Source organism: Haloarcula sp. Atlit-120R, assembly GCF_003665885.1.
Classification (GTDB): Archaea; Halobacteriota; Halobacteria; order Halobacteriales; family Haloarculaceae; genus Haloarcula; species Haloarcula taiwanensis.
Genome location: NZ_QPLN01000005.1, coordinates 97,934 through 119,329 on the forward strand (window position 1 = coordinate 97,934; position 21,396 = coordinate 119,329).

The 21,396-nt window shown below is 63.9% G+C and carries 18 protein-coding genes and 1 tRNA gene; 10 read left to right on the top strand and 9 right to left on the bottom strand.

Annotated features, from left to right (window positions below; genetic code table 11):
• Positions 1–71: 71 nt before the first annotated feature.
• The 4 genes from DVK01_RS17100 to DVK01_RS17115 all read left to right on the top strand — a co-directional run bounded on the left by DVK01_RS17100 (position 72) and on the right by DVK01_RS17115 (position 5,710).
• Positions 72–1,235: a branched-chain amino acid ABC transporter permease gene (locus DVK01_RS17100; RefSeq protein WP_101349872.1), complete on the top strand. Its 1,164-nt coding sequence runs from the start codon at positions 72–74 to the stop codon at positions 1,233–1,235.
• Between the two features lie 73 nt (positions 1,236–1,308).
• Positions 1,309–2,163, top strand: a complete 855-nt coding sequence (locus DVK01_RS17105; protein WP_121537814.1) for an alpha/beta fold hydrolase — start codon at positions 1,309–1,311, stop codon at positions 2,161–2,163.
• Complete coding sequence (locus DVK01_RS17110) at positions 2,156–3,784, top strand: AMP-binding protein (protein WP_121537707.1); 1,629 nt, start codon at positions 2,156–2,158, stop codon at positions 3,782–3,784. Before DVK01_RS17105 ends, DVK01_RS17110 begins: the two co-directional genes overlap by 8 nt.
• Positions 3,785–3,838: 54 nt before the next feature.
• Positions 3,839–5,710, top strand: coding sequence for a PAS domain S-box protein (locus DVK01_RS17115; protein WP_121537816.1), 1,872 nt, complete (start codon positions 3,839–3,841; stop codon positions 5,708–5,710).
• Between the two features lie 82 nt (positions 5,711–5,792).
• Here the strand turns inward: DVK01_RS17115 and DVK01_RS17120 are convergent, their stop codons facing one another.
• The 3 genes from DVK01_RS17120 to DVK01_RS17130 form a co-directional block, all read right to left on the bottom strand.
• Positions 5,793–7,043, bottom strand: coding sequence for a mandelate racemase/muconate lactonizing enzyme family protein (locus tag DVK01_RS17120; RefSeq protein WP_101349874.1), 1,251 nt, complete (start codon positions 7,041–7,043; stop codon positions 5,793–5,795).
• Between the two features lie 207 nt (positions 7,044–7,250).
• Positions 7,251–7,321: transfer RNA gene (locus tag DVK01_RS17125), tRNA-Pro, on the bottom strand.
• 95 nt (positions 7,322–7,416) lie between these two features.
• Positions 7,417–8,502 (bottom strand): nitrous oxide reductase family maturation protein NosD, encoded by a 1,086-nt coding sequence (locus tag DVK01_RS17130; RefSeq protein ID WP_121537709.1) that lies wholly within the window; start codon positions 8,500–8,502, stop codon positions 7,417–7,419.
• Positions 8,503–8,653: 151 nt separating this feature from the next.
• Here DVK01_RS17130 and DVK01_RS17135 point away from each other — a divergent pair, with 151 nt between their 5' ends.
• Complete coding sequence (locus DVK01_RS17135) at positions 8,654–9,988, top strand: DEAD/DEAH box helicase family protein (protein WP_121537712.1); 1,335 nt, start codon at positions 8,654–8,656, stop codon at positions 9,986–9,988.
• Positions 9,989–10,056: 68 nt separating this feature from the next.
• Positions 10,057–11,634 (top strand): DUF790 family protein, encoded by a 1,578-nt coding sequence (locus tag DVK01_RS17140; protein ID WP_121537714.1) that lies wholly within the window; start codon positions 10,057–10,059, stop codon positions 11,632–11,634.
• A 77-nt stretch (positions 11,635–11,711) separates the two neighbouring features.
• On the opposite strand, the gene DVK01_RS17145 is transcribed toward DVK01_RS17140, so the two are convergent.
• The 4 genes from DVK01_RS17145 to DVK01_RS17160 form a co-directional block, all read right to left on the bottom strand.
• Positions 11,712–12,935: a nucleotidyltransferase family protein gene (locus DVK01_RS17145; RefSeq protein WP_121537716.1), complete on the bottom strand. Its 1,224-nt coding sequence runs from the start codon at positions 12,933–12,935 to the stop codon at positions 11,712–11,714.
• Entirely contained in the window at positions 12,929–13,843 is a 915-nt protein-coding gene (locus DVK01_RS17150) for a hypothetical protein (RefSeq protein ID WP_101349879.1), read from the bottom strand. The genes DVK01_RS17145 and DVK01_RS17150 overlap by 7 nt, the downstream gene beginning before the upstream one ends.
• Positions 13,844–14,266: 423 nt before the next feature.
• Entirely contained in the window at positions 14,267–14,758 is a 492-nt protein-coding gene (locus DVK01_RS17155; protein WP_342764906.1) for a lasso peptide biosynthesis B2 protein, read from the bottom strand.
• On the bottom strand, positions 14,685–14,981 hold the full coding sequence (locus tag DVK01_RS17160; RefSeq protein ID WP_101349881.1) for a PqqD family peptide modification chaperone: 297 nt from the start codon (positions 14,979–14,981) through the stop codon (positions 14,685–14,687). The genes DVK01_RS17155 and DVK01_RS17160 overlap by 74 nt, the downstream gene beginning before the upstream one ends.
• 148 nt (positions 14,982–15,129) lie before the next feature.
• On the opposite strand from DVK01_RS17160, the gene DVK01_RS17165 reads away from it, so the two are divergent.
• Entirely contained in the window at positions 15,130–16,941 is a 1,812-nt protein-coding gene (locus DVK01_RS17165; protein ID WP_394337680.1) for an ABC transporter ATP-binding protein, read from the top strand.
• A gap of 32 nt (positions 16,942–16,973) precedes the next feature.
• On the opposite strand, the gene DVK01_RS17170 is transcribed toward DVK01_RS17165, so the two are convergent.
• Both DVK01_RS17170 and DVK01_RS17175 read right to left on the bottom strand, forming a co-directional pair.
• A complete protein-coding gene (locus tag DVK01_RS17170; RefSeq protein WP_121537718.1) occupies positions 16,974–17,474 on the bottom strand; it encodes a hypothetical protein in 501 nt (166 codons plus the stop codon).
• Positions 17,471–18,382: an RsmB/NOP family class I SAM-dependent RNA methyltransferase gene (locus DVK01_RS17175; protein ID WP_121537720.1), complete on the bottom strand. Its 912-nt coding sequence runs from the start codon at positions 18,380–18,382 to the stop codon at positions 17,471–17,473. The genes DVK01_RS17170 and DVK01_RS17175 overlap by 4 nt, the downstream gene beginning before the upstream one ends.
• 51 nt (positions 18,383–18,433) lie before the next feature.
• Here DVK01_RS17175 and DVK01_RS17180 point away from each other — a divergent pair, with 51 nt between their 5' ends.
• From DVK01_RS17180 to DVK01_RS17190, 3 genes are read left to right on the top strand one after another with little or no spacing between them, the layout of a single operon-like run.
• Positions 18,434–19,207, top strand: coding sequence for a proteasome assembly chaperone family protein (locus DVK01_RS17180; RefSeq protein WP_121537722.1), 774 nt, complete (start codon positions 18,434–18,436; stop codon positions 19,205–19,207).
• Positions 19,207–20,202 (top strand): signal peptide peptidase SppA, encoded by a 996-nt coding sequence (sppA, locus tag DVK01_RS17185; RefSeq protein WP_121537724.1) that lies wholly within the window; start codon positions 19,207–19,209, stop codon positions 20,200–20,202. Before DVK01_RS17180 ends, sppA begins: the two co-directional genes overlap by 1 nt.
• Before the next feature lie 40 nt (positions 20,203–20,242).
• Positions 20,243–21,364 carry a DUF373 family protein gene (locus DVK01_RS17190; RefSeq protein ID WP_121537726.1) on the top strand — a complete coding sequence of 374 codons (1,122 nt, stop codon included), beginning with the start codon at positions 20,243–20,245 and terminating at the stop codon, positions 21,362–21,364.
• The last annotated feature ends 32 nt before the right edge of the window (positions 21,365–21,396 follow it).

Here is a 21,396-nt window from a genome sequence, read left to right on the forward strand (position 1 = left end):
GGCCCCGAGAGTACCTGCGGGACCACACCGCCCACATCCTCGTCATCGCCCTGCTGGCGCTGTATCCGCCGGTGTACCACACCCTGTTGAGCTCGCCGGTCAGCGCCGAGACGCAGATGCTCCTGCCGACGGTGGAGACGATGGTCGGCGTCCTCTATTTCGGCCTCTTTGCCATCTCGTTTGACTTCATCAGCGGCTACACCGGCTACCTCTCCTTCGGCCACGCGGTGTTCTACGGCACCGGCGCGTACACGGTCATCCTCATCGCCAACGGAAAGGTGCCGCTGCTTGGTCCCGGGACGCCGTTCATGCTGTCGTTGCTGGTCGGCGGTCTCATCGCCATCGTGCTGGCGATACTCGTCGGGCTGGTGTCGTTCCGCCTCTCGGGCGTGTACTTCGCGATGATCACGCTCGGCTTCGCGCAGGTGTTCTACGTGTTCGTCCGCGGCTGGGACTACGTGGCGACCAACCCCCGGGATGGCCCCGCCGTCGGACCAAGCCACGCCGAGGGCTTCCAGATCGGAGTCCCCGGAATCGACCAATTGTCGCTGTCTATCGGCGTCCTCACTGGCGACGAGGTGGCCCTGCTCGGGGCCACGCTGTCCGGGACGGAAGTGTCCTACTACATGGTCGGGCTGGTCGTCCTCGCGTGTTACTTCGCCATGCAGCGGGTCATCCACTCCCCCTTCGGCCGGGTGTTACTCGCCATCCGGGAAAACGAGGAGCGGGCAATCGCCGTCGGCTACAACACCTACCTGTACAAGCTCGGGGCCTTCGCCATCAGCGGGTTCTTCGCCGCCGTCGCCGGCGGGCTGTTCGCCGGGTTCAAGCGCTCGGCCAGCCCGGAGAACTCGTTTTACTTCCTGGTGACCGGCGACGCGCTGCTGGCGAGCATCATCGGTGGCTTCGGCACGCTCGCCGGCTCGCTGTACGGCCATCTGTTCGACGAAACGGTGCGAGAGTTCCTCTCGAAGGCCGGGCAGGGCGGCGGCCTGTTGCCCTACCTCCGCGCGCTGCTGGGCCAGGGGACGCTGGACACGACGCTGGTCGGCGGGACGACCATCGGCGGCCTTATCGACCTGCTGTTGAACGGGCATGCTAGCCTCTACGTCGGCCTCGTGTTCGTGCTGTTCGTCCTCTACGTCCCCGACGGCCTGCTGGGCACGCTTCGCGCCCGGCTCGGCGGCACGTTCGCCGAGGCACTGCCCGCAAAGCTATGGGGTGACTCGGAATGACCGACGCCGGACACCCGACCGCCGGACCGACCGCCCGACAGCCCGACCGACCGAAACCGGAGGCAGAACCACGATGAGTCAGGAACCGGACCACTTGAAGGATTTCCAACCAGAACCGACCACTATGCAATACGCGACCAACGACGGCGTCGACATCGCCTACGAACGTGAGGGGCCGCCGGACGCCGAGACCGTCGTCTTTGTCGAGGGTATCGGCTACGGCCGCTGGATGTGGCTGTGGCAACAGGAGGCGCTCGTCGACGAGTACCAGACCATCGTGTGGGATAACCGCGGCACCGGGGACTCGGACGAACCAGAGGGGCCGTACACGATGGGCCAGATGGCCGGGGACCTGGAGGCCGTCCTCGACGACGCCGGCATCGAACAGGCCCACGTCGTCGGGGCCAGCATGGGCGGGATGATAGCCCAGCAGTACGCCCTAGAGTACGACCGGGCGCAGTCGCTGACGCTCATGTGTACCTCACCGGGCGGGCCGGAGGCCAGGCCGGTGCCCGAGGAGACACAGCAGCGGATGTTCGCCGTCCCCGACGACCTCGACGAGCGGGAACTCCGGCGGTACAAGATGCAACCGGCGCTCTCGGAGTCGTTCATGGACGCCCACGAGGACCTCATCGAACGCATCGTCGACTGGCGCATCGACAGCGACGCGAGCGACCGGGCACTGGAGTGGCAAGGCGCGGCGGTCCAGGCGTTCGACGCGTCGGACCGCCTCAGGGAAATCACGGAGCCGTGCCTAGTCATCCACGGGACCGCCGACGAGGTGGTGCCATACGAGAACGGGGAACTGCTGGCCCGCGGACTGCCAAACGCCGACTTCGTCACCGTCCACGGCGGCCCGCACCTGCTGTTCATCGAGGAGTACGAGCGCGTCAACACACAGATTCGGGAGTTCATCGACGATGTCTGAAATCGGTCCCGGCACCCCACAGGAGTGGGTCAGTGCCTGGAGCGAGCGCCGGGCCGCGCTCACGCCGGACCGCGAGGGACTGGTGGACGCGACGACCGGCGAGCGGTTCACGTACGCCGAACTGGACCGGCGCGCGAACCGGACCGCTCGCCTGCTCCGGCAGTACGTCGTCGGCGATGAATCGAGTGTTGCGGTCGTCTCGCGGAACCGCCCCGCCGTCGTGGACCTCTTCTTCGCGACCGGCAAGACCGGGAGCCGACTGGCTCCGCTGTCTCACCGGCTCGCACCTCCTGAACTCGCCGAACTGCTCGACCGCGTAGACCCCGACCTCCTCGTCGTCGAAGTCCCCTTCGCCGAGACTGTCTCGACCGCACTGGAGACAGCCGACGCGACGGCCCCCGAACTCATCCATCTCGAAACCGCCGACGGCGCGTCCTCGGATTCCACGCTCGACAGCACGCCCTACGCTTCGGCCCTCCCCGAGGACGACGGGCCCGTCGAAACCGCCACTCCGGCCCCCGGCGACACGCACCTCCTCCTCCACACCGGCGGGTCGACGGGGACGCCGAAAGAGACGAAAATCACCCACCGCGGTATCGTCTGGAACTCCCTGAACACGATCACGGCCTGGGGGCTGCGCGAGGACGACGTAACGCCGATGGTGTTCCCGATGTTCCACACCGGCGGCTGGAACGTCCTCACCGTCCCGCTGTGGCACATGGGCGGAACAGTCGTCATCGCCCGCGAGTTCGACCCCGGCGACGTACTGGAGACCATCGACGCGGAGGGCGGGACCGTCCTCGTCGCCGTCCCGGCTGTACTGCGGATGATGACGGACCACGACCGCTGGGCAGAGACGGACCTCTCGACGCTCCGCTTCGCCAAGTCCGGCGGCGGCCCCTGCCGCAAGAGCGTGATGGAGACGTGGTGGGACCGCGGCGTCGACCTCTCACAGGGGTACGGCCTCACCGAGTGCGGTCCCAACAACTTCGCGATGCCCGAGGGCTGGCCCCGTGAGAAGGCCGATTCGGTCGGCAAGCCGGTGATGCACGTCGACGCCAGAGTCGTCGCGCCTGACGATGCGGGCGATGGTGACAAGCAACCCGACCAGCGAGAGCCAGTCGACCCCGGCACCGTCGGCGAACTCGAGTTGCGCTCGCCCCACGCCGCGACGGGCTACCTTGCCAACCCCGACGCCACCGCCGAGACGTTCGGCGACGGCTGGGTGTCGACCGGCGACCTCGCCCGTGTCGACGCGGACGGCTACTACTATATCGAGGGTCGTACCAAGCATATGTTCGTCAGCGGCGGCGAGAACGTCTATCCAGCAGAGGTCGAGGACGCTATCGCCGACCATCCCTCGGTCAGTGAAGTCGTCGTGATTCCGGTCCCCGACGACAGGTGGGGACAGGTCGGGAAGGCCGTCATCGAACCTGCGACCGATAGCACGACGGGCGGGGCCGACGACCGGCCGCTGACACTTGACGGCCTCCGGACGTTCCTTGACGACCGACTAGCCCGGTACAAACACCCCCGCGAGGTTGCGTTCCTCGAGGCGATGCCGACCAGCGGCCCGGACAAGATTGACCGGGGTGCAATCTCGGACCGCTTTGGGTCGTAATCCGTCAATCCAGGCGTAGCTTCAAGAGGGGTGATGCAGTTCTATTTACACAATATGGTTGACACATATGCGACCGCAGATTCGATGCACGTGTTGCAGGTAGACGACACGCCGCTACTCGACGAGCCTGTCGATTTCCCGGATAGTCGAAACCAGGACTCGCTTACGCTGACCACAACCGACCGGGCAGACAGAGCGCTCGAACGCCTCGAAGGTACCGCTATTGATGGCATCGTCGTCGCGGATGACCTCCCGGACCGGTCCGGCTGTGCGTTCGCTGACGCGGTCCGCGAGCGGGACAGCACTGTCCCGGTGCTATTGCTGACCGAGTCGGACTCCGTCGCCAGCGACGTCCTCTCGAACGGTGTCACCGACGTTTTCAGCAGAGACACAGCTGCTGGCCGTAGTGACCTCCTCGCCAATCGGATTCGGCTGCTCGCCGAACATCACCAGTCGGCGGAACTCGCCAGCCGGACCAGACAGCAACTCACAGAGCTGGCAGAACAGTCGAACGAACTGCTATGGGTGTTTTCCGGGGACTGGTCCGAGATACAGTTCGTCAATTCGGCATACGAAACCATCTACGGCCGCTCCGTCGAGTCCTTGCAGGCCAGTCCCGCGGAGTTCATGACGGCGATTCATCCCACAGACCAGGACAGTGTCATGCAGGCGATGCAGCGCGTTTCAGCCGGCGACTCTGCCGATATCGAATTCCGAATCACTAGACCGGAGGGCGAACAGCGCTGGGTACGGGCCACGGCCCAACCAATTATCGAGGATGGCACTGTCGCCAGAATCGTCGGCGCCTCGCGTGACATCACCGAGCGGAAGCGACGCGAGTCCGAACGCGCCGCGGAACTGGATAGCCTCGACGCGCCGGTCGATGCAGTCCCGGATCTGTTCTATGCACTCGACGAAAGCGGTGATCTCGTTCGCTGGAATGATGCACTGGCGGCAGCCACTGGATACGGGGACGCTGATCTCCCGTCGATGGCGCTACCAGCCCTCTTCGCCCCATCTGACCGTGAACGTGTTCGCCGAGGTATCGAGACGGCTCTTGCGACCGGTGAGTCGTCGTTCGAAGCTGAGCTGTTGACTGCCGACGGAACGGCAGTCCCGTACGAATTCACCGGTGGCCGAATATCAGCTGCTGACGGCTCGACGCTCGGCGTGGCCGGTATCGGACGGCAGACCGCTCCCCGCGGCAGCCGTCAACAGGCTCTTGAACGGCAAAACGAGCGCCTCGACGAGTTTGCCAGCGTCGTCAGTCACGACCTCCGGAACCCGCTTGACGTTGCCCGGGGCCAGCTAGAGCTCGCACAGCTGGAACACGACAGCGAGCACCTCGACGCAGTCGAGCGAGCCCACGACCGTATCGGACAGCTCATCGAGGACCTCCTGACACTGGCCCGGAACGGCGAGGCCGCACTCGACAGCGAGCCGGTGCCGCTCCAGACAGTCGTCGAGCAGTGCTGGCAAACCGTCGAGACTGGCGATGCAACGCTGGAGCTACGGACCTCGGCCGTGGTCCGGGCGGACCCAAGCCGCCTCCGGCAACTGTTCGAGAACCTGCTCCGTAACAGCGTGGAGCATGGACAGACGCCGCCTACCCAGAGACAGAATGACGCCGCCGGGCAGTTGGGGACGGCCTCGGTATCACAGTCGGAGGGAGCAACCGCCGGCCTGACGATAACTATCGGCGAACTGGACGGCGGGTTCTACGTCGCGGACGACGGCGTCGGGATTCCGGTTGACGAGCGTGAAGACGTGTTCGAGGGCGGCTACTCGCTGGCTTCGGGTCCCGGGTTCGGCCTCCGAATCGTCAGTGAGATCGTCGGTACCCACGGCTGGTCGATAACGGTCACGGAAAGCGACGCCGGCGGTGCTCGCTTCGAGGTCACCGGCGTCGAGTTCGAGACGGCGTAACTGTACCGCCGTGAGTACTCTCGGGTGACCACCACGTCACCCGGTGCCGTCCCAGTCAACACCAACAGATGGGGGCTGAACCTTACGCTTCGTCGAAGACGGTGTCGCCCTCGACGACGTGCTCTTCGACGGCGTCGAGGTCGAGTGTGACTCCGAGCCCCGGCTCTTCCGGAATCTCGATATAGCCGTCCTCGATGACCGTCTCCTCGACGAGGTCCTCCCACCAGCCGAGTTCGTAGGAGTGGTACTCGACAGCCAGCGAGTTCGGGACCGCGGCCCCGACGTGGGCGCTCGCCATCGTCGCAATCGGTGAGGAAACGTTGTGCATCGCGACCGGGATGTAGTACTGGTTCGCCACGTCGGCGACCTTCCGCGTCTCGCGCATGCCACCGACCTTCGGCATGTCCGGCGCGATCATGTCGACAGCCTGGTTTTCGATAAGCCGCCGCTCCTCAGTGACACGATAGCGGTTCTCGCCGACGGTGATCGGCGTGGTCGTGGACTTGGTGACTTCCTCCTGTACCTCGAGGTTCTCCGGCGGAACGGGGTCTTCCAGCCACCAGACATCGTACTCTTCGATAGCCTCTGCGAGGCGCTTCCCGGAGCTACCCGAGAACGTCCAGTGACAGTCGAAGGCCACGTCAGCCTCGTCTTTGACCTCTTCGGTGACTTTCTCGACGATCTCGGCCTTGTGTCGAATTTCGCCCGGACGGAGGTGGCGGTTCGCGCGGTCCTTCTCCAGGCCGCTTGGCACGTCGAGGTCGAACTTCAGGGCGTCGTAGCCCAGTTCGTCGACGACGCGGCGCGCCTCCTCGGCGCAGGCCTCGGGGTCGGCCTCTTCCTCGGTGTGACAGTCGCAATACACGCGCATCTCGTCGCGGTATTTGCCACCCAAGAGCTGGTAGGCTGGCACTTCGAGAATCTTGCCCGCGAGGTCATGTAGCGCCACTTCGATACCGGCGATGGCCGTGACGGTCACGCCCTCGACGGACCCCTCGCCGCTCATCTTCTGGATCAGGTGTTCGTACAGGCGGTCGATGTCCAGTGGGTTCTCGCCGACGACGAACGGCTTCATCCGCTCGATGAGTTCCGGGACGCCAGCGCCCCAGTAGGCCTCGCCCGTGCCGACGATGCCTGCGTCAGTGTAGATTCGGACGAGCGTCCACGGGAAGTTCCCGTCGACCATCGTCGTCTGTACGTCGGTGATCTCCACGTCGCGGCCACCACCGCGCTTTGCGGTGACGCCCATCGTCTCCGCAGAGAGCTCCCGCATTGTGTACTCTGCGTTCGGGTCGTGCAGGTCAGCGTAGTCTACGTCGTTTGCCTTTCCCATACCCCCGCTTGCTAGTGGCGTCACAAAAGTGTAGAGGAAATCGGTTTCACACTGCCACGGCTACACGACACTCACTTTGCCTCACAGCCCTGCGCTCAGCTCACCGCCCTTGCTACGCTGATGCCTGTTACTCCCTGATTATAGGTTAGAAGTCGACTTAGTCGAGTGTCGCTGTTGCTATCTGAGATAGCTTTAGAGAAGTTGAAGTGGGACCGCCGAGATTCGAACTCAGGTCCGACGCACCCCATGCGCCGAGGATACCGCTACCCCACGGTCCCGCACTCTGGGAGAGGTGGGTGTTTTAATTAAGAGCTTCGCTTTGATGACGAGAGTGCCAGCCCGTGACGGGGAAGAGCAGTGGCGGAGCGGCCGGTCACTCGGCGACTTCGATACCGGGGCTTTCGATGGTGACGTCGGTAAGCGACCAGCCGTCGGTCGCAGACCGGGCATCGACACCGATGGCATTTTGCCCTGCGGTCACGGAGATTGTCGAGTCAGAGACAGTCCATGAGGCGTTCGTCTTGACGGCGTGGATTCCCTGCAGTCGGCTCTCGATAGTCGTGTTCTGGATGGTCCACGCACCGGTCGTGCGAGCAGTGAAGACCCCAATATCTCGGGTTTCGAGCGTGGTATCTTCGAGTGCCCACGCGCCAGTCGAAAAGGCAGTCACAAGGCCGGTGTCGCTCTGAGTGACCGTCAGGTCGGTCACCGTCCAGTCGCCGTCGCTGTCGATAGCTTTGACGCCAGTATCGCTACGACGGACCTCCGTGTTCTGGACCGTCCAGTCGCCAGTCGTTCCGGATGCGTCGACGCCGTCTGCGCCGGACCGGTCAACGACGACCGCGGCGACCGTCCAGTCACCGGCGGACTTGCGGACGTCGACGCCGTCACCGCCGACTTCGACGAAGCGGGTATCGCGAATCGTCCAGTCGCCGCTGGTGCCGCGGGCGAACACGCCGCTGTAGGTCGTGCTGGCGACGGCGGCGTCCTCGATAGTCCAGTTTCCAGTCGTGTTGGGCGCGTAGACGCCGACATCGGTAGCGATAACTGTCGTATCAGTGACCGTCCAGTCGCCGCTGGTTCCGTTGGCCGCGAGACCGAAGCGGTAGTTCCGTACGGTGAATCCGGTGACGTTCGCTTCAGCTGTGCCGGCCACCGTGATGCCGGTCCCGTTGACGAAGCGCGACCCGTCCAGTATCGCCCGGTCAGGGGCGACGAGAGTGATACTTTCGTTGATCCGGATCTCCTCACGGTAGGTGCCCGGCCTGACCTCGACAGTGTCGCCGCTATCGGCGGCATCCACGGCGGCCTGTATCGACCGGTAATCGGCACTCCCGGATTTGTCGACGGTCAATGTCTCCGCTGCTGTCTGGGACCCAGCTACGCTGGCTGGCATGACAGCCAGTGTCAGCAGTATCGACAACAGGATAGCACGTAGCCTCGTACGCGTACGTCTCATAGTTGGGATGATAGGGCGCGAATAGATGTAAACCGTAGTGTTCGTTTACTCGTCGCCGGCAGTACACTGCAGTAAAGCTGGAAGTACCGGCGACGCACGTGGCGGCGCAGCCCGCGAAAGCGTTATCGGCCGGACCGGCGAATCACCGGATGTGCTGGAGCTGAGGTACGAGTCGGGAACAATCCGCGTGTCAGGGGACCCGCCGTCGGACCTGCCCGCTGTCGAGTACGACCGGCGTTCACAGACAGGGCGAGCGCCGGCCTACCGGTACGCCGAACTCGCAGCCGAACTCGATGAGCGTGGGCTAGCATACGAGGACTGCGTCTGCTCTCTCCCGTCCCTGTCGCTCTCGACGGCGTACGACCTCAGAGACTACCAGCAGGCGGCTCTAGACGCCTGGCGCGAAGCCGACGACAGGGGGTGTCTCGAATTACCGACGGGGAGTGGCAAGACCGTTATCGGCATCGCAGCACTGGTCGCGCTGGGGACGCCAGCCCTGATCGTGGTTCCGACCATCGACCTGCTGGAGCAGTGGCAACGCGAGCTACAGCGAGAGTTCGACCAGCCGGTCGGCCGCATGGGCGGGGGCGAACAGCGAATCGAGGATATCACGGTTTCGACGTATGATTCCGCGTACCTGCGGGCCGACGAACTCGGCGACCGGTTCGGGCTCGTGGTCTTCGACGAGGTCCACCACCTCGGCGGCGAGGGATACCGCGACATCGCCCGCCTGTTCGCTGCCCCGGCTAGACTGGGACTGACGGCGACGTTCGAGCGGGCGGACGGAGCCCACGAGGTCATCGAAGAACTCGTCGGGCCGCTCGTCCGGCGAGTCAGCGTCGACGACCTGGCGGGTGAGCATCTCGCGGACTACGACATCAAGCGGATCGAGGTTTCGCTCACGCCGGACGAACGAGAGCGCTACGAGGAACAGCAGGGAATCTTCACCGACTACCTCAAGCAGTCAAACATCCAGCTCCGGTCGGGTAGCGATTACCAGGAACTCGTGAAGCGGTCCGGTAACGACCCGGCGGCCCGCGAGGCGCTGCTGGCGAAACAGCGCGCCCGCGAGGTGATGATGAACGCCCAGCGGAAGGTCGACCGGCTGGCGACGATTCTGGACCGCCACCGCGGGGACCGAATCATCGTCTTCACCGCCCACACCGACCTCGTGTATCGGCTCTCCGAGCAGTTCCTGATTCCGGCGATAACGCACGAAACTGGGGCGAGCGAGCGCCGGGAGATTCTGGAGCGGTTCCGCGACGGGACGTACTCGCGGGTCGTGACGGCGAACGTCCTCGACGAGGGTGTTGACGTGCCCGACGCGAACGTCGCCGTAGTCCTCTCGGGGAGCGGTTCAGAGCGGGAGTTTACCCAGCGACTCGGCCGGATTCTCCGGCCGAAAGCCGACAGCGGACGGGCACTACTGTACGAACTCGTGACCGAAGAGACCGCGGAAGAGCGGGTCGCCAGGCGGCGGCGGTAGCGCGCCGTCGTTCCGCACCGCGGCGGCTGTCGACAGCGTTTTTGTCGCTCCACGGCGGAGGCACGCGTGTGCTGACGAAAGACCTCCTGCGCGTCTCGCGGGCCGGCGGCGGCTATCATTTGCAGTTCGCCGACGCCGACGCGGAGCGGCTGGCGGCCCGCGTGCTCGGGATCTACCAGGGCCACGTCGGCGAGTCCCGCGAGACGCTGGAGGCGGCACTTGTGGACGTAGAGCGTGAAGCCGACGATTTCAAGCTGGTCCGCGGGCTGGCGAAGCTCGTCGAGCGAGAGGCCACCTTCGAGACGCGAGCACCGGTCGACCCTGTCCGAGCCCGTCGCCGGGTGTTCGAAGCCGCCGCGGGCGTCGGCGTCGTGAGCGAGGCCGAGCGCGAACAGGCACTCGCAGAGGCCGCCGACCACTTCGACACGGACGCCGCCGCGCTGGCCGACGCGCTGTACGCCGACCGGGACTCACGACAGATTCTCACCGATGTCGATTCCCGCTGGGGGCCGGCCGAACTGCGGACCCAGTACAACCTCTCGCTGGCGCAGACGGCGCTGTTCGACGCAACGGAACTTCGGGTCCGCTCTTCGGACCCGAAGGCACTCGTCTCGGCGGTCAAACGCCTCCGGCTGATGTACGAGATTCGCCGGACGGAGACCGGCCGCGAAGTGGTCGTCACGGGGCCGGACGCACTGTTCTCGAACACGCGCCGGTACGGGACCCGGTTCGCCCGCCTCCTGCGCACGGTCGCGGCTGCGAGCGAGTGGGAGCTGACGGCGACCATCGACGACCGGGGTACTGAGCGGGAACTCACCGTCTCAGACGGAGACATCTCCGTGCCCGGTGTCGAGCCCGTAACGGAGGTCAGCTACGACAGCGGGGTCGAAGCGGACTTCGCGGGCCGATTCGCCGCGCTGGATCTCGACTGGGACCTCGTCCGCGAGCCGGAGCCCCTGGCCGCGGGCGAACACGTCGTCATCCCGGACTTCGCCTTCGAGTGGCGACCCGGGGCCGACACCGGGGTTCGGGACACCGGGCGCGGCAGAGATTCGGACAGGGCTGACGGGACTGCCGGTGAGGACGCCCCCTTCCGCGTCTTCTTCGAGATTATGGGCTTCTGGACGCCGGAGTACGTCGAGAAAAAACTCGCCCGCCTCGACGCCTTGGAGGACGTGGAGATGCTGGTCGCCGTCGACGAATCGCTCGGCGTCGGGGAGGAAATCGAAGCGACAGACAACCGGGCAATCCCGTATGCCGGGACAGTCAGCGTGAAAGACGTGCGGGACGCCCTGCGACCCTACGAGGAGCGACTCGTGCGTGAGAGCGCTGCGGAGATACCCGACAAACTGCGTCCGGATGCCAGCGTTATCTCGCTCGCCGACCTCGCCGCGGAGTACGGTGTCAGCGAGGATGCGCTAGAAAACGTGGCCTTTCCGGCTCACGAGCGCGTCGGCCGCACGCTCATCGATCCCACTGTGCTGGACGAACTGGCTGATGAAATTGAACCCGGGATGGCATACGAGGCGGCGACCGACCGGCTGGCCGACTACGGTATCAAGGACGACAGCGCTGCGCTCGCACGCCTTGGCTATCGCGTCGTCTGGAAAGGACTTGGTGAGGGGACAATCCAGCCACGGGAGTGAATGGGCTGTGAGAAACGGCGGGGAACCCGCTCTCAAATACAGCAGATCCACACCGCAATGAATGGAGCCACCGTCGCTCAGGTCGGCTCGTCAAGTTGCTTCTCAGAAGACTGTCGCCGCCACTGTGGCGTTTCGAGGAGGAGTCGGAGCGGCCAGATAACGTAGTACAGCGGATGCAATGGACCAGGAAGCGGGTAAAACTGATACTCCGAGTAGGTCGGGTGAAGTGGCGAATACAACAGCAAGAACGGAACCAGCGCAGTCATCGAATCGCTGGCAGTCAGGTAAAACCGAGCGGCTTCGAACTTCGTGGGCGCCTCTGGCGTCCCGGCAGCCAGCGACTCGACGACGTCCTCGACTAATTCGGAGACGCGGCTATCCGTGCGAAGGCGGTCCAGTATCGGCGCTGGGAGGGAATATCCGAAGACAGAATGGGCGAGTGCGGCCCCGAGCAGTAGATTCCGCTCAACGCCGGTTTCCCGCGCCCGAGCAAGGACGTGTGGCCAGTCGGCTTCTGTCGACTCCAGTGCCGCAACGAAATCACAGAGCCACTTCAGGAGATACCAGCGGTGCTTGGTTCCGTGGAAAGCCAGCACGAGCAGTCGGTCTGGCTGTGCAAGCGCTGGAAGCGGTTGACCGCCGACCGATACGGTGTCGCGGTGATCCCAGAGTTCACTGAACGGTATGGAGAACGGTCGCTCGGCATCGCCAACACGCCAGCGAAGCTCCACGTCGAAATCTGGACCTCGCATCTCGTACTCGTGAACGATAGCTTTCGTCACAGGACCACCTAACAGCGCGGCGTCGTCCAGCCGCGGCGTGCCCCCGTGCCATTCGTATCCCCTCTCTTCCAGAATATCCGCAGCGACGGGGATATCTTCCGGATGGACGAGCAGATCCAAGTCGTTGTACTCACGCACCGTTGCGTCATCGTAGGCAGCGGCTGACAGCGCCGGCCCCTTGAACGGTATCGCGCGCACCCCGCGTGCCTCGAAACGTTTCAGTATCTGCTGCAGCTCGGTCGTGAACGCGAGATTTCGCATCTGCTTTCCCTGTACGATGCTGCTAAGTCGTGTCAACACGGCCTCCGGCACGGTGAAGTCATCACCACACTTGCGTGCCATCGCTTCCAGCCCCTCATAGAGGAGTTGCACGACGCCGTGGTACCGGGCGAGTTCAACGACGCGGTCCCAGTCCGGCGTGCCATCCCTCGTGGGAGGCTCGGGGGAAGCGCCGGTGATAGTTGCGGTACGAGTACAATTGAGTACCAGTCGGAGTTCGGGTTCAGCCTCCGTCAGCATGAGTCACTCTGGAGATCAGATTGAATCCGGGCTGCGACATCCGGGATCGCATCGAGATGACGCGGCCGGCGGAGCCGTTTTATATCTGTCACATCGACAATCTCACCACAGGCGTTGAAATTGGATACAGCCTGGCCGTCGGCTTCCAGCGCGCCCAGCGTATACGTGTTATCTACGAGCGCCATGACCTGTTTGTCCGGCCTGACTGCGTCCACCTCGATTGTCTCGCCGTCTTCGAGCAAATAAATCCGTTCTAGCGGCACCGGAGTCGCGGGCTGGTCGTGCCTGAGTCCGTAGAAATGTCGAGGGCGTCCGCTGTGGACCTGTTCCGGCGGTTCGACCGGGGGGTCAAACATCTCGACCGCCTCCGGGTCGAGTTTCATCGATGGGTAGCCGCTCCGGACAATCGGTCCTTCATCGTCCAGCGCTATCGCAGCCACGTCGTCGCTGAGGACACGGTGTCCATCGAGCAGGCAGGCCATCGCAGTTGTCGTTTTTCCGACCCCCGACTCTCCGACGAACGCCACTGCACGCCCGTCGATGCTGACGGTACTGGCATGCAGCACGAAGTAGCCGCGCTGATCCAGCAGATGGTTCAACGCCGGGCCAACCAGTACGTGGCGGAGGACTTCGCTTGGCACGTCCGAGGCCGGGTCTACAGCGATGGATTTCCCGTCGAGAATTCTGACCGTTGCGGCGTCGTATAGCAGATAGTATTCGCGCTCGTCTACCGCGTGAAAGGTCGACCGGGGGTCTGCAGCCAGTGGGCGAGGAATACATTCGTCAGTGATGGTGACGTCAGCCTGCCCGTCGGGCGCTGGCTCAGCGAGCGGAAGCTCCGGTACGTCGAAAGCAGAGCGGACTGTCAGTCCAAAGGCTTCGTACGTGGCTGTCTTTGCCGTTGCCATCCTGCTAGTTGCCTCCCTGCGTGGCTGTCCATTGGTTCCATCCATGCTGAAATACACCCCATCGACGGCGCCCCTGATTCATACCAGACCGCTTGACTGCTGTGGTGGATAAGAATGGACTCTCTACTCCCAGCACACAGGCACAAAACCGTCGCGATGTATCCACTGAACGGTGCCAATGTCGAGTGCCGATAAAAAGGAAACTGTTAGATATGTGAACCGGCTGTGGACGCTAGTCCCACTTCCCGTATCCGTCGTCGTGGTCCCACCAGTTCGTCTTTTCTTCGACAGTTCCGTACGTTTCTACCGACGGCGTTTCGTATTCCTTCATGGGTTACCCCCACCTCTGCTTTCAGATGTTTTTGTATTTGTTATATAATCTATTACTGCTAAATTTCGAGAGAATAGGGTATTTACTATCCGTTAGCCACGCACTTCGTGTTCAGTGAGTATTTGGAAACGCCCAAAGTTGTCGACATCCCCAATGAGGACCTCACCGTTCGACTCGATCCAGGCGTGGGCCTCGAAAGTGTTGGATTGCGTATCCACGCCGAAGCGGAGACAGTGTGGCAAGTCGCTCGCCTCCAGCAGTGTGCTACCAGTCAGTGCTCGATCAAGACAGTCGTAGGTGCCCGGAAGATGTGACCCTGCTGTCAAAACCGCCCAGCGTACCACTTCTGGTGATCCAGACTGACGATGACACGGGAGAAACTGAGAGACCGTGCCGAAACAGCGCTCTGCGTCTTCCAGCCCAGCGACTGTAAGCAGTACTTTGCTCGTAACGATCAGTACCACTGCTTCACAGAGGAATAGCTTCTGCGCCCATGACAACGCTCTGAAATCACGGAGCCGGGCTCTCATCGACCTTGATGAGTTGCTCCGCGGCAAGCGTTTCCAGAAAACGTTCCACGTCATTTACTGCTCGGTCTCTGTCGATATCGTACTCTCTGACCAGCGCCGAGACGATGTCCGCTGGTTCCGTCGGTTCCTGAACCCGATCCCAGATATCCGGGCCAACCCCTGTCAGGCCCTGATACTGCCCCGTCTCGTTGTTGAGCAGCACGATCTCGCCGTCGATAGTTGTGGTGACACAGTCGTCAGTTGCGACGACAGTCGATCCGGAATCTATTGCGACCATGTGGATATCGGCGATACTCGCACTATTTGTTATGGCCCCTTTTCACCCCCGTGGCAATTCTGATCACCGTAAGACGTGCCCTTCGCGCCCGTAGGAACCGACCGTAGTAAGTCGGTAACTATGCCGCATAGAAACCGCATCGGGAACAATGGTGGCTGCTACTCCCTCCGTCAGTGAAAAATACGCATCGTTGCGCCGCGTGGCACTGTACCGTCCGGCGTTGACAGGGAGTATCGTCGCAGCCAGCCTCTTCGTGATGCTACTGGAGGGTGTTGGCCTCTCGTTCCTGTTTCCGATACTCGACGCCGCACAGGCCGGGCAGGGTCTCCCGCTTCAGGCGGACGGCGTCACCGGTCAGTTCCTTTCGGCGTACGCCGCTGCAGGACTGCCGCTCACGCTCGAATTCATGTTGGTCGGCCTCGCGTGCGTGATGGTTATCCGATACACGGCATCGTTTGCGGTGAAATGGCTCGCAGCGAAGCTTACACAGACGTACGAACGCGATCTCAAGAACAGGGCCTACGAACTGGCGATGGGCGCGTCGGTTGCCTACTACGACGACAAGGGGTCCGACGACATCATGAACACGATTCTGACACAGACCCGGTACGCTGGCCGTGTCATCGGTCGGATCATCCAGTTCTTCCAGCAGGGAATCCTCTGCCTGGTGTATATCGGAATCGCACTGGCTATCGCACCGGTGCTGGCAGTCGGTGCGGCTGTCGCCCTCGGCGGCGTCACGGCGATTATCAGATACGGCATCGAGCCCGGCTACGCTGTCGGCGACCGTGTGGCGACGGCAAACGAACAACTGCAGGAGACAACACAGGCGGGGACGCAGGGGATCCGTGACGTGAAGCTGTTTGGTATGCGCGACGGACTGCTTGCTGAGTTCCGGGATACACTCGACCGATACACTGCAACCAGTGTCGCCGTTCGCCGGAACCAGGTCGCAATCGGAAGCCTCTATCGGCTCTCAGTCTCGCTGCTCCTGTTTGGGCTCGTCTACGTCGCCATCAGTTTTCGGGCGCTGTCTATCGCGGAACTCGGCGTGTTCCTGTTCGCGATGCTCCGACTCGCCCCCCGGCTGAGCTCGCTCAACTCTACCATCTACGCTATCGAGGGGGAGCTCCCACATCTGGTCCGAACCCACCAGTTTATCGACCGCCTTGAGGCCCAGCAGGAGCCAACTAACGGGCAGTCGGTTCCGGCCCGAATCGAGGCCCTCGCGTTCGAGAACGTCTCGTTCGCCTACGAGGACGAGCCAGTGCTTGCGGACTTCTCGATGGCTGTCGAGCGGGGGGAGTTCGTTGGCATCGTCGGCGAATCCGGCGGCGGTAAATCAACAGTCGTCTCGTTGCTCGCTCGGCTCTACGAGCCGGACAGTGGTGACATCCTGGCAAACGGGACGCCGATTTCGACATATGCCCTCGACGAATGGCGTGACGCTGTTGCGATGGTCCGACAGGACCCGCATATCTTCAACGACTCCTTGCGGTACAACCTCACCATCGGCAGGGATATTTCCGACGAGACGCTGTACGAGGTCGCAGAGAAGGCCCTCGTTCTCGAATTTCTCGAGGACCTCCCGCAAGGGCTCGACACGGTGCTGGGCGACGACGGCGTGAAACTCTCCGGCGGGCAACGCCAGCGCGTCGCACTGGCCCGCGCGCTGCTGACGGATGCAGAGATACTCGTACTCGATGAGGCAACCAGCGACCTCGACTCGAATCTGGAACGGCAAATCCACCGTACTGTCGAGACGCTTGACGGGGACCAGACCGTGATCGCAATCGCCCACCGGCTCTCGACCGTCTCGAACGCCGACCGAATCTACACCGTCGCGGACGGGCAGGTCACAGAACAGGGCAGCCACGCCGAACTACTCGACGACGGCGGGACGTACGCGGAGCTGTACGCGATGCAGGGAACGCCAGCCACACAGTCTTCAAGCGGTTGAGCGGCGCTCACTGGGACGGGTGGGCCACCAGATCAGACCTCTCGACGGCGCCCTTTCGGCACCTGTGACCTGAGTTCGCCGTAGACGTACAGGCCGACGCCGGCCGGTTCGGCCTCGCCGGCGAGGTCGTGGGTGACGACGAGATACCCCCAGTCGCCGTCCCAGTCGAGTTCCCGGTCCTCGCCGGCCACGAACGCTCGGGCGGCGTCCTCATCGAGGTGGATGACGTTCTTCGAGGCGCGGTCGCCGAACCGCTGGACGGCCTCCAGCGTCGGTTTCCAGTGTTCCTGGCGCGTCCGCAGGAACGTCATCCCAAGCCCCTCGATGTCCACCGGTGACGGCGGGCGACCCCGATACAGCCACAGTTTGCCAGCGCCGCGTTCCCAGAAGGAGTACCCCTCGAAGGTCTCCGCCGGGACGCCAAAGCGGTCCTGCCAGAACTCAAGCACTTCGTCGCGGGTCGCCCGGTCGGGGTCCTCGCGCTCGTCGTCTGCCTCTGGGAGCCGTGTGAACTCCGTGCTCTGGTCGCTCATTCCGCTCGCACCTCCAGTTTCGCACAGAAGAACCCGCCCGTATCGTTGTGATGCGGATAGATGCGCTTGGCGTTTGCCACGCGGGGGTCGAAGCGCTCGTCCTGCCACTCGGTGATGCCCGGAGCGTGGTCCAGTGGGAGGTCGTACTCGACGATTTCACAGGCCACCTCGTCGAGCACGTAGTCCAGCACGGCCTCGTTTTCCTCCGGAGCGAACGTGCAGGTGGAGTAGACGACGGTGCCGCCCGGCTTGGTCACCTCGACGGCCCGCTTGAGGATGCCTTTCTGAACACCGGAGATGCCTTCGACGTGCGAGAGCGACCAGTCCGCCAGCGTGTCGGGGTTCTTTCGGATGGTCCCCTCACAGGAGCAGGGCACGTCGACGAGCGCGCGGTCGTACCCCTCGCCGCCGAAGGGCTTGAGCGAGTGGTTGCGGCCGTCCTCGTGGGTGACGGCGACCGTCGTCGCGCCCAGCCGCTCGGTGTTCGTCCGCAGCGCCGAGATGCGCCCGAGGTTGTTGTCGGTCGCGACGACCTCGCCGGTGTCGTCCATCAGCGCGGCGAGCTGGGTCGTCTTGCTGCCCGGCGCGGCACAGGCGTCCCAGACCCGGTCGCCGGGCTGCGGGTCCAGTACGGTCGCCGGAATCGCCGACACCTCTTCCTGGCCGTGAATCCAGCCGTGGAAGTACGGCCAGTTCGCGCCGGGAGAGTCATCGGGCAGGACGAACAGGCCGTCGTGCCAGTCGACGGGGTCGTGGGCGATGTCCGTGTCGGCGAGCGCCGTCCGGACCCGCTCGACGGTTGCTTTGATGGTGTTGACCCGAACGGCCGACGGCAGCGGGCGTTCACACGCGTCGATGAACGCCTCGAAGTCGTCGACGATGGGACGGTAGCGGTCGAGAGGTTCCATTGTCCGGCGTTCGCTGGCGGTCGGTTTGTGGGTTTCGAACGGCAGTGGCCCATGGCTTTCAAGCCGTCGGCGGCCGACATTCGAGATATGGCACACATACAGGTCCACCGCGACGATATCGCCCTTGACTCCCCGACGCTGGTCGAGGGGCTCCCGGGTGTTGGACTCGTCGGCAAGATAGCCGCTGACCACCTTGTCGACCTATACGACATGGAGTACTACGCGTCGGCTCACTGCGAAGGGCTGCCAGAAATCGCCGTGTACGGAACGGACGACCCGGACGTTCGCCCGCCGGTCCGACTGTACGCGGACGAGGACCGTGACCTGCTCGTTCTTCAGAGCGACGCCCCGGTGTCCCCGTCCGGCGCGAAGGAGTTCGCCGGCTGTATGGTCAGCTGGTTCGAGGCTAACGACGCGACGCCGGTCTATCTCAGCGGCCGTCCGGCCGAGAAAGACGGGGTTCCGGGCGTGTACGGCATCTCGACGGGCGACGGGGCGAGGCTGCTCGCCGAGGCGGAGGTAACTCCGCCCTCTGAGAACGGCGCGATCACTGGGCCGACCGGCGCGCTGGTCCACGAGTCACAGCGAATCGGCCTGACGAGTGTCGGACTCATCGTCGAAGCCGACCAGCAGTTCCCCGACCCGGAAGCGGCGCGGGCGCTGCTCCAGACGGGCCTCAGTCCGCTAGCTGACTTCGAAATCGACACCGAGGCGCTGGTCGAGCAGGCTGAAGAAATCGGGCGCGCCAAGGCACAGCTGGCACAGCAACTACAGGAGAATCAAGAGGAGAGTACGAGCGCGCGACCGCTCGGGATGTATCAGTAATGGCGGGCGCAGATGACATCGTTCGTGGGCTACTGGTCGTAATCGTCGTCGCTATCGGCACGGTTCTGGGATGGGTGCTGTTTGTCAGAACACCTGACAACCTCGCCCAGTTGCTCGGCGTCCTGCTGGTCGTCGCTGTCGCCGTCGCCACAGCCCGTATCGGCAGCAACATCGCCAGCTCCCTCCTCCCGGTACACAACGTCGCGGAGGTCGCTGTCGAAGGGCCGATCAGCCGTGACGGCGGTAGCGGCATCACCAGCCCGCCGGTCGGTGCGTCGGCTGACGACATCGTCGAACAGATCGAACGGGCCGACGAGGACCGCGGCTCGAAGGCACTGCTCCTGAAGCTCAACACGCCGGGAGGCGAAATCGTCCCCAGCGAGGACATCCGCATCGCCGCCGAGGAGTTCGACGGCCCGACCATCGCTTACGCGACGGACGTGTGTGCAAGCGGCGGCTACGACATCGCCGCCGGCTGTGACGAGCTGTGGGCGCGAGAGGGCTCTATCGTCGGGTCAATCGGCGTCGTCGGATCGCGGGTCAACGCCAAGGAACTGGCCGACCGGTTGGGCCTCTCTTACGAGCAGTTCACCGCCGGTGAGTACAAGGACGCCGGCGTGCCGCTGAAGGAGATGTCCGAGGACGAGCGCGAGTACCTGCAGGGTATCGTTGACGATTATTACGACCAGTTCATCGACACCGTGGCCGAGGGCCGCGAGATGGACACCGAGACGCTCAAAGCCACCGAGGCGCGTATCTTCCTCGGCGAGGAAGCGGACGAGCGTGGACTCGTCGACCGACTCGGCACGCGAGACGATGTCGAGGCGAGTCTGGAACAACGGCTGGGCGAGGCTGTGACGATCAAGGAGTACGAGCCTGAACGCGGACTTGCAGGGAAACTCCGCGGGGGCGCACAGCAGGTCGCCTTCGCCCTCGGTGCGGGTATCGCCGGCGTCGCCGACGGCGATATCGAAGGCCTCTCCTTCCGGCGATAGCTCGGGAGGTTTTTTATTCGGGGACCGCCTTCGCCGTAGTGTGACTACGCTGGTGGTGTGTATCGACAGAGACAGTCCGGCTGCAGCGGCGTGTCCCGTCGTCGGCCGCGACGCCGTCGAGTCACTCATCACCCAGACGGGCGTCGTTGACCCGGAAGACAGCCGGGTCAACTGCCTCCTCGAAGGGCTCGCAGTCACCGATGAACTCGAAGCCGAGGGGTCCTCGCCGGTCCTCGCCGTCGTCGGTGGCGGGAGCGACAGCGTCGGCTCGGACCGGGAGATAGCTAGCCAGATAGAGAGTCTGGTCGCCGAGCACGACCCCGACTCCGCGGTCGTCGTCGTCGACAGCGCCGACGACGAGCGGCTGGTTCCAATCATCGAGAGCCGCGTTCAGGTCGACGCCGTCGACCGCGTCGTCGTCCGTCAGGCCCGCGACATCGAGTCGACGTACTACCTGCTCAAGCAGTTCCTGGCCGACGAGGAACTGCGAAAGACAGTGCTGGTCCCCGTGGGAATCATCATGCTCGCGTTCCCGCTGTTGCTCGTCGTCACCAGCCCGACCATCGCCGTCGGCGCTATCGCGGCCGCCGTCGGCGTGTTCCTCATCTACAAGGGACTGGGTATCGACGCGTACCTGTCGCGGCTTCCCGGCCAGATCCGGGAAGCGCTGTATTCGGGACAGGTATCGCTCGTGACCTACGTCGTCGCCGCCGGGCTCTCGCTCGTCGGGGTCTTCGCCGGCGTGCTGGGCGTCTCCGCGGTCGGTGACATCAGTCCGTTCTTGCTTGCGAACCGTTTCGCCTTCGCGTCCGTCCCGTGGCTGACCGGCGCGGCGCTGGCCGCCTCGCTCGGTCGCCTGCTGGACGAACTCATCCAGCAAGAGGGGGTTCGGAGCGCGTACGTGAATCTCCCGTTCGGTGCGGTCGCAGTCGGCCTCGTCGTTCGTGGTTTTTCTGCGTACTTCCTCGAACGCGGTGGCGTGTTCGAGCCGTTTCAGGTTCCGGAGACGAACCTCGGCATCGTACAGATTCAGGGGTTCTTGCTGGAGGCTGGCACCCGTCTCGCGCTATTCATCCTCGCGGGTATCCTCATCAGTCTCGTTGGCGTCCGAGTGGCGACCTACGTCAGCCACACCGATATCGAAGACGAACTGGTGGAATAGACAGCGATTTACGCCGCCGACGGCTACCGGCG

Bases quoted from the DNA above. Each gene is read 5' to 3' on its own strand.
- DVK01_RS17105 (WP_121537814.1), top strand. From the start codon at position 1,309: ATGAGTCAGGAACCGGACCACTTGAAGGATTTCCAACCAGAACCGACC.
- DVK01_RS17155 (WP_342764906.1), bottom strand. From the start codon at position 14,758: ATGACGTGGAACGTTTTCTGGAAACGCTTGCCGCGGAGCAACTCATCA.
- DVK01_RS17110 (WP_121537707.1), top strand. From the start codon at position 2,156: ATGTCTGAAATCGGTCCCGGCACCCCACAGGAGTGGGTCAGTGCCTGG.
- DVK01_RS17145 (WP_121537716.1), bottom strand. From the start codon at position 12,935: ATGCTGACGGAGGCTGAACCCGAACTCCGACTGGTACTCAATTGTACT.
- DVK01_RS17170 (WP_121537718.1), bottom strand. From the start codon at position 17,474: ATGAGCGACCAGAGCACGGAGTTCACACGGCTCCCAGAGGCAGACGAC.
- DVK01_RS17180 (WP_121537722.1), top strand. From the start codon at position 18,434: ATGGCTTTCAAGCCGTCGGCGGCCGACATTCGAGATATGGCACACATA.
- DVK01_RS17165 (WP_394337680.1), top strand. From the start codon at position 15,130: ATGGTGGCTGCTACTCCCTCCGTCAGTGAAAAATACGCATCGTTGCGC.
- sppA (WP_121537724.1), top strand. From the start codon at position 19,207: ATGGCGGGCGCAGATGACATCGTTCGTGGGCTACTGGTCGTAATCGTC.
- DVK01_RS17120 (WP_101349874.1), bottom strand. From the start codon at position 7,043: ATGGGAAAGGCAAACGACGTAGACTACGCTGACCTGCACGACCCGAAC.
- DVK01_RS17150 (WP_101349879.1), bottom strand. From the start codon at position 13,843: ATGGCAACGGCAAAGACAGCCACGTACGAAGCCTTTGGACTGACAGTC.
- DVK01_RS17130 (WP_121537709.1), bottom strand. From the start codon at position 8,502: ATGAGACGTACGCGTACGAGGCTACGTGCTATCCTGTTGTCGATACTG.
- DVK01_RS17115 (WP_121537816.1), top strand. From the start codon at position 3,839: ATGGTTGACACATATGCGACCGCAGATTCGATGCACGTGTTGCAGGTA.
- DVK01_RS17160 (WP_101349881.1), bottom strand. From the start codon at position 14,981: ATGGTCGCAATAGATTCCGGATCGACTGTCGTCGCAACTGACGACTGT.
- DVK01_RS17175 (WP_121537720.1), bottom strand. From the start codon at position 18,382: ATGGAACCTCTCGACCGCTACCGTCCCATCGTCGACGACTTCGAGGCG.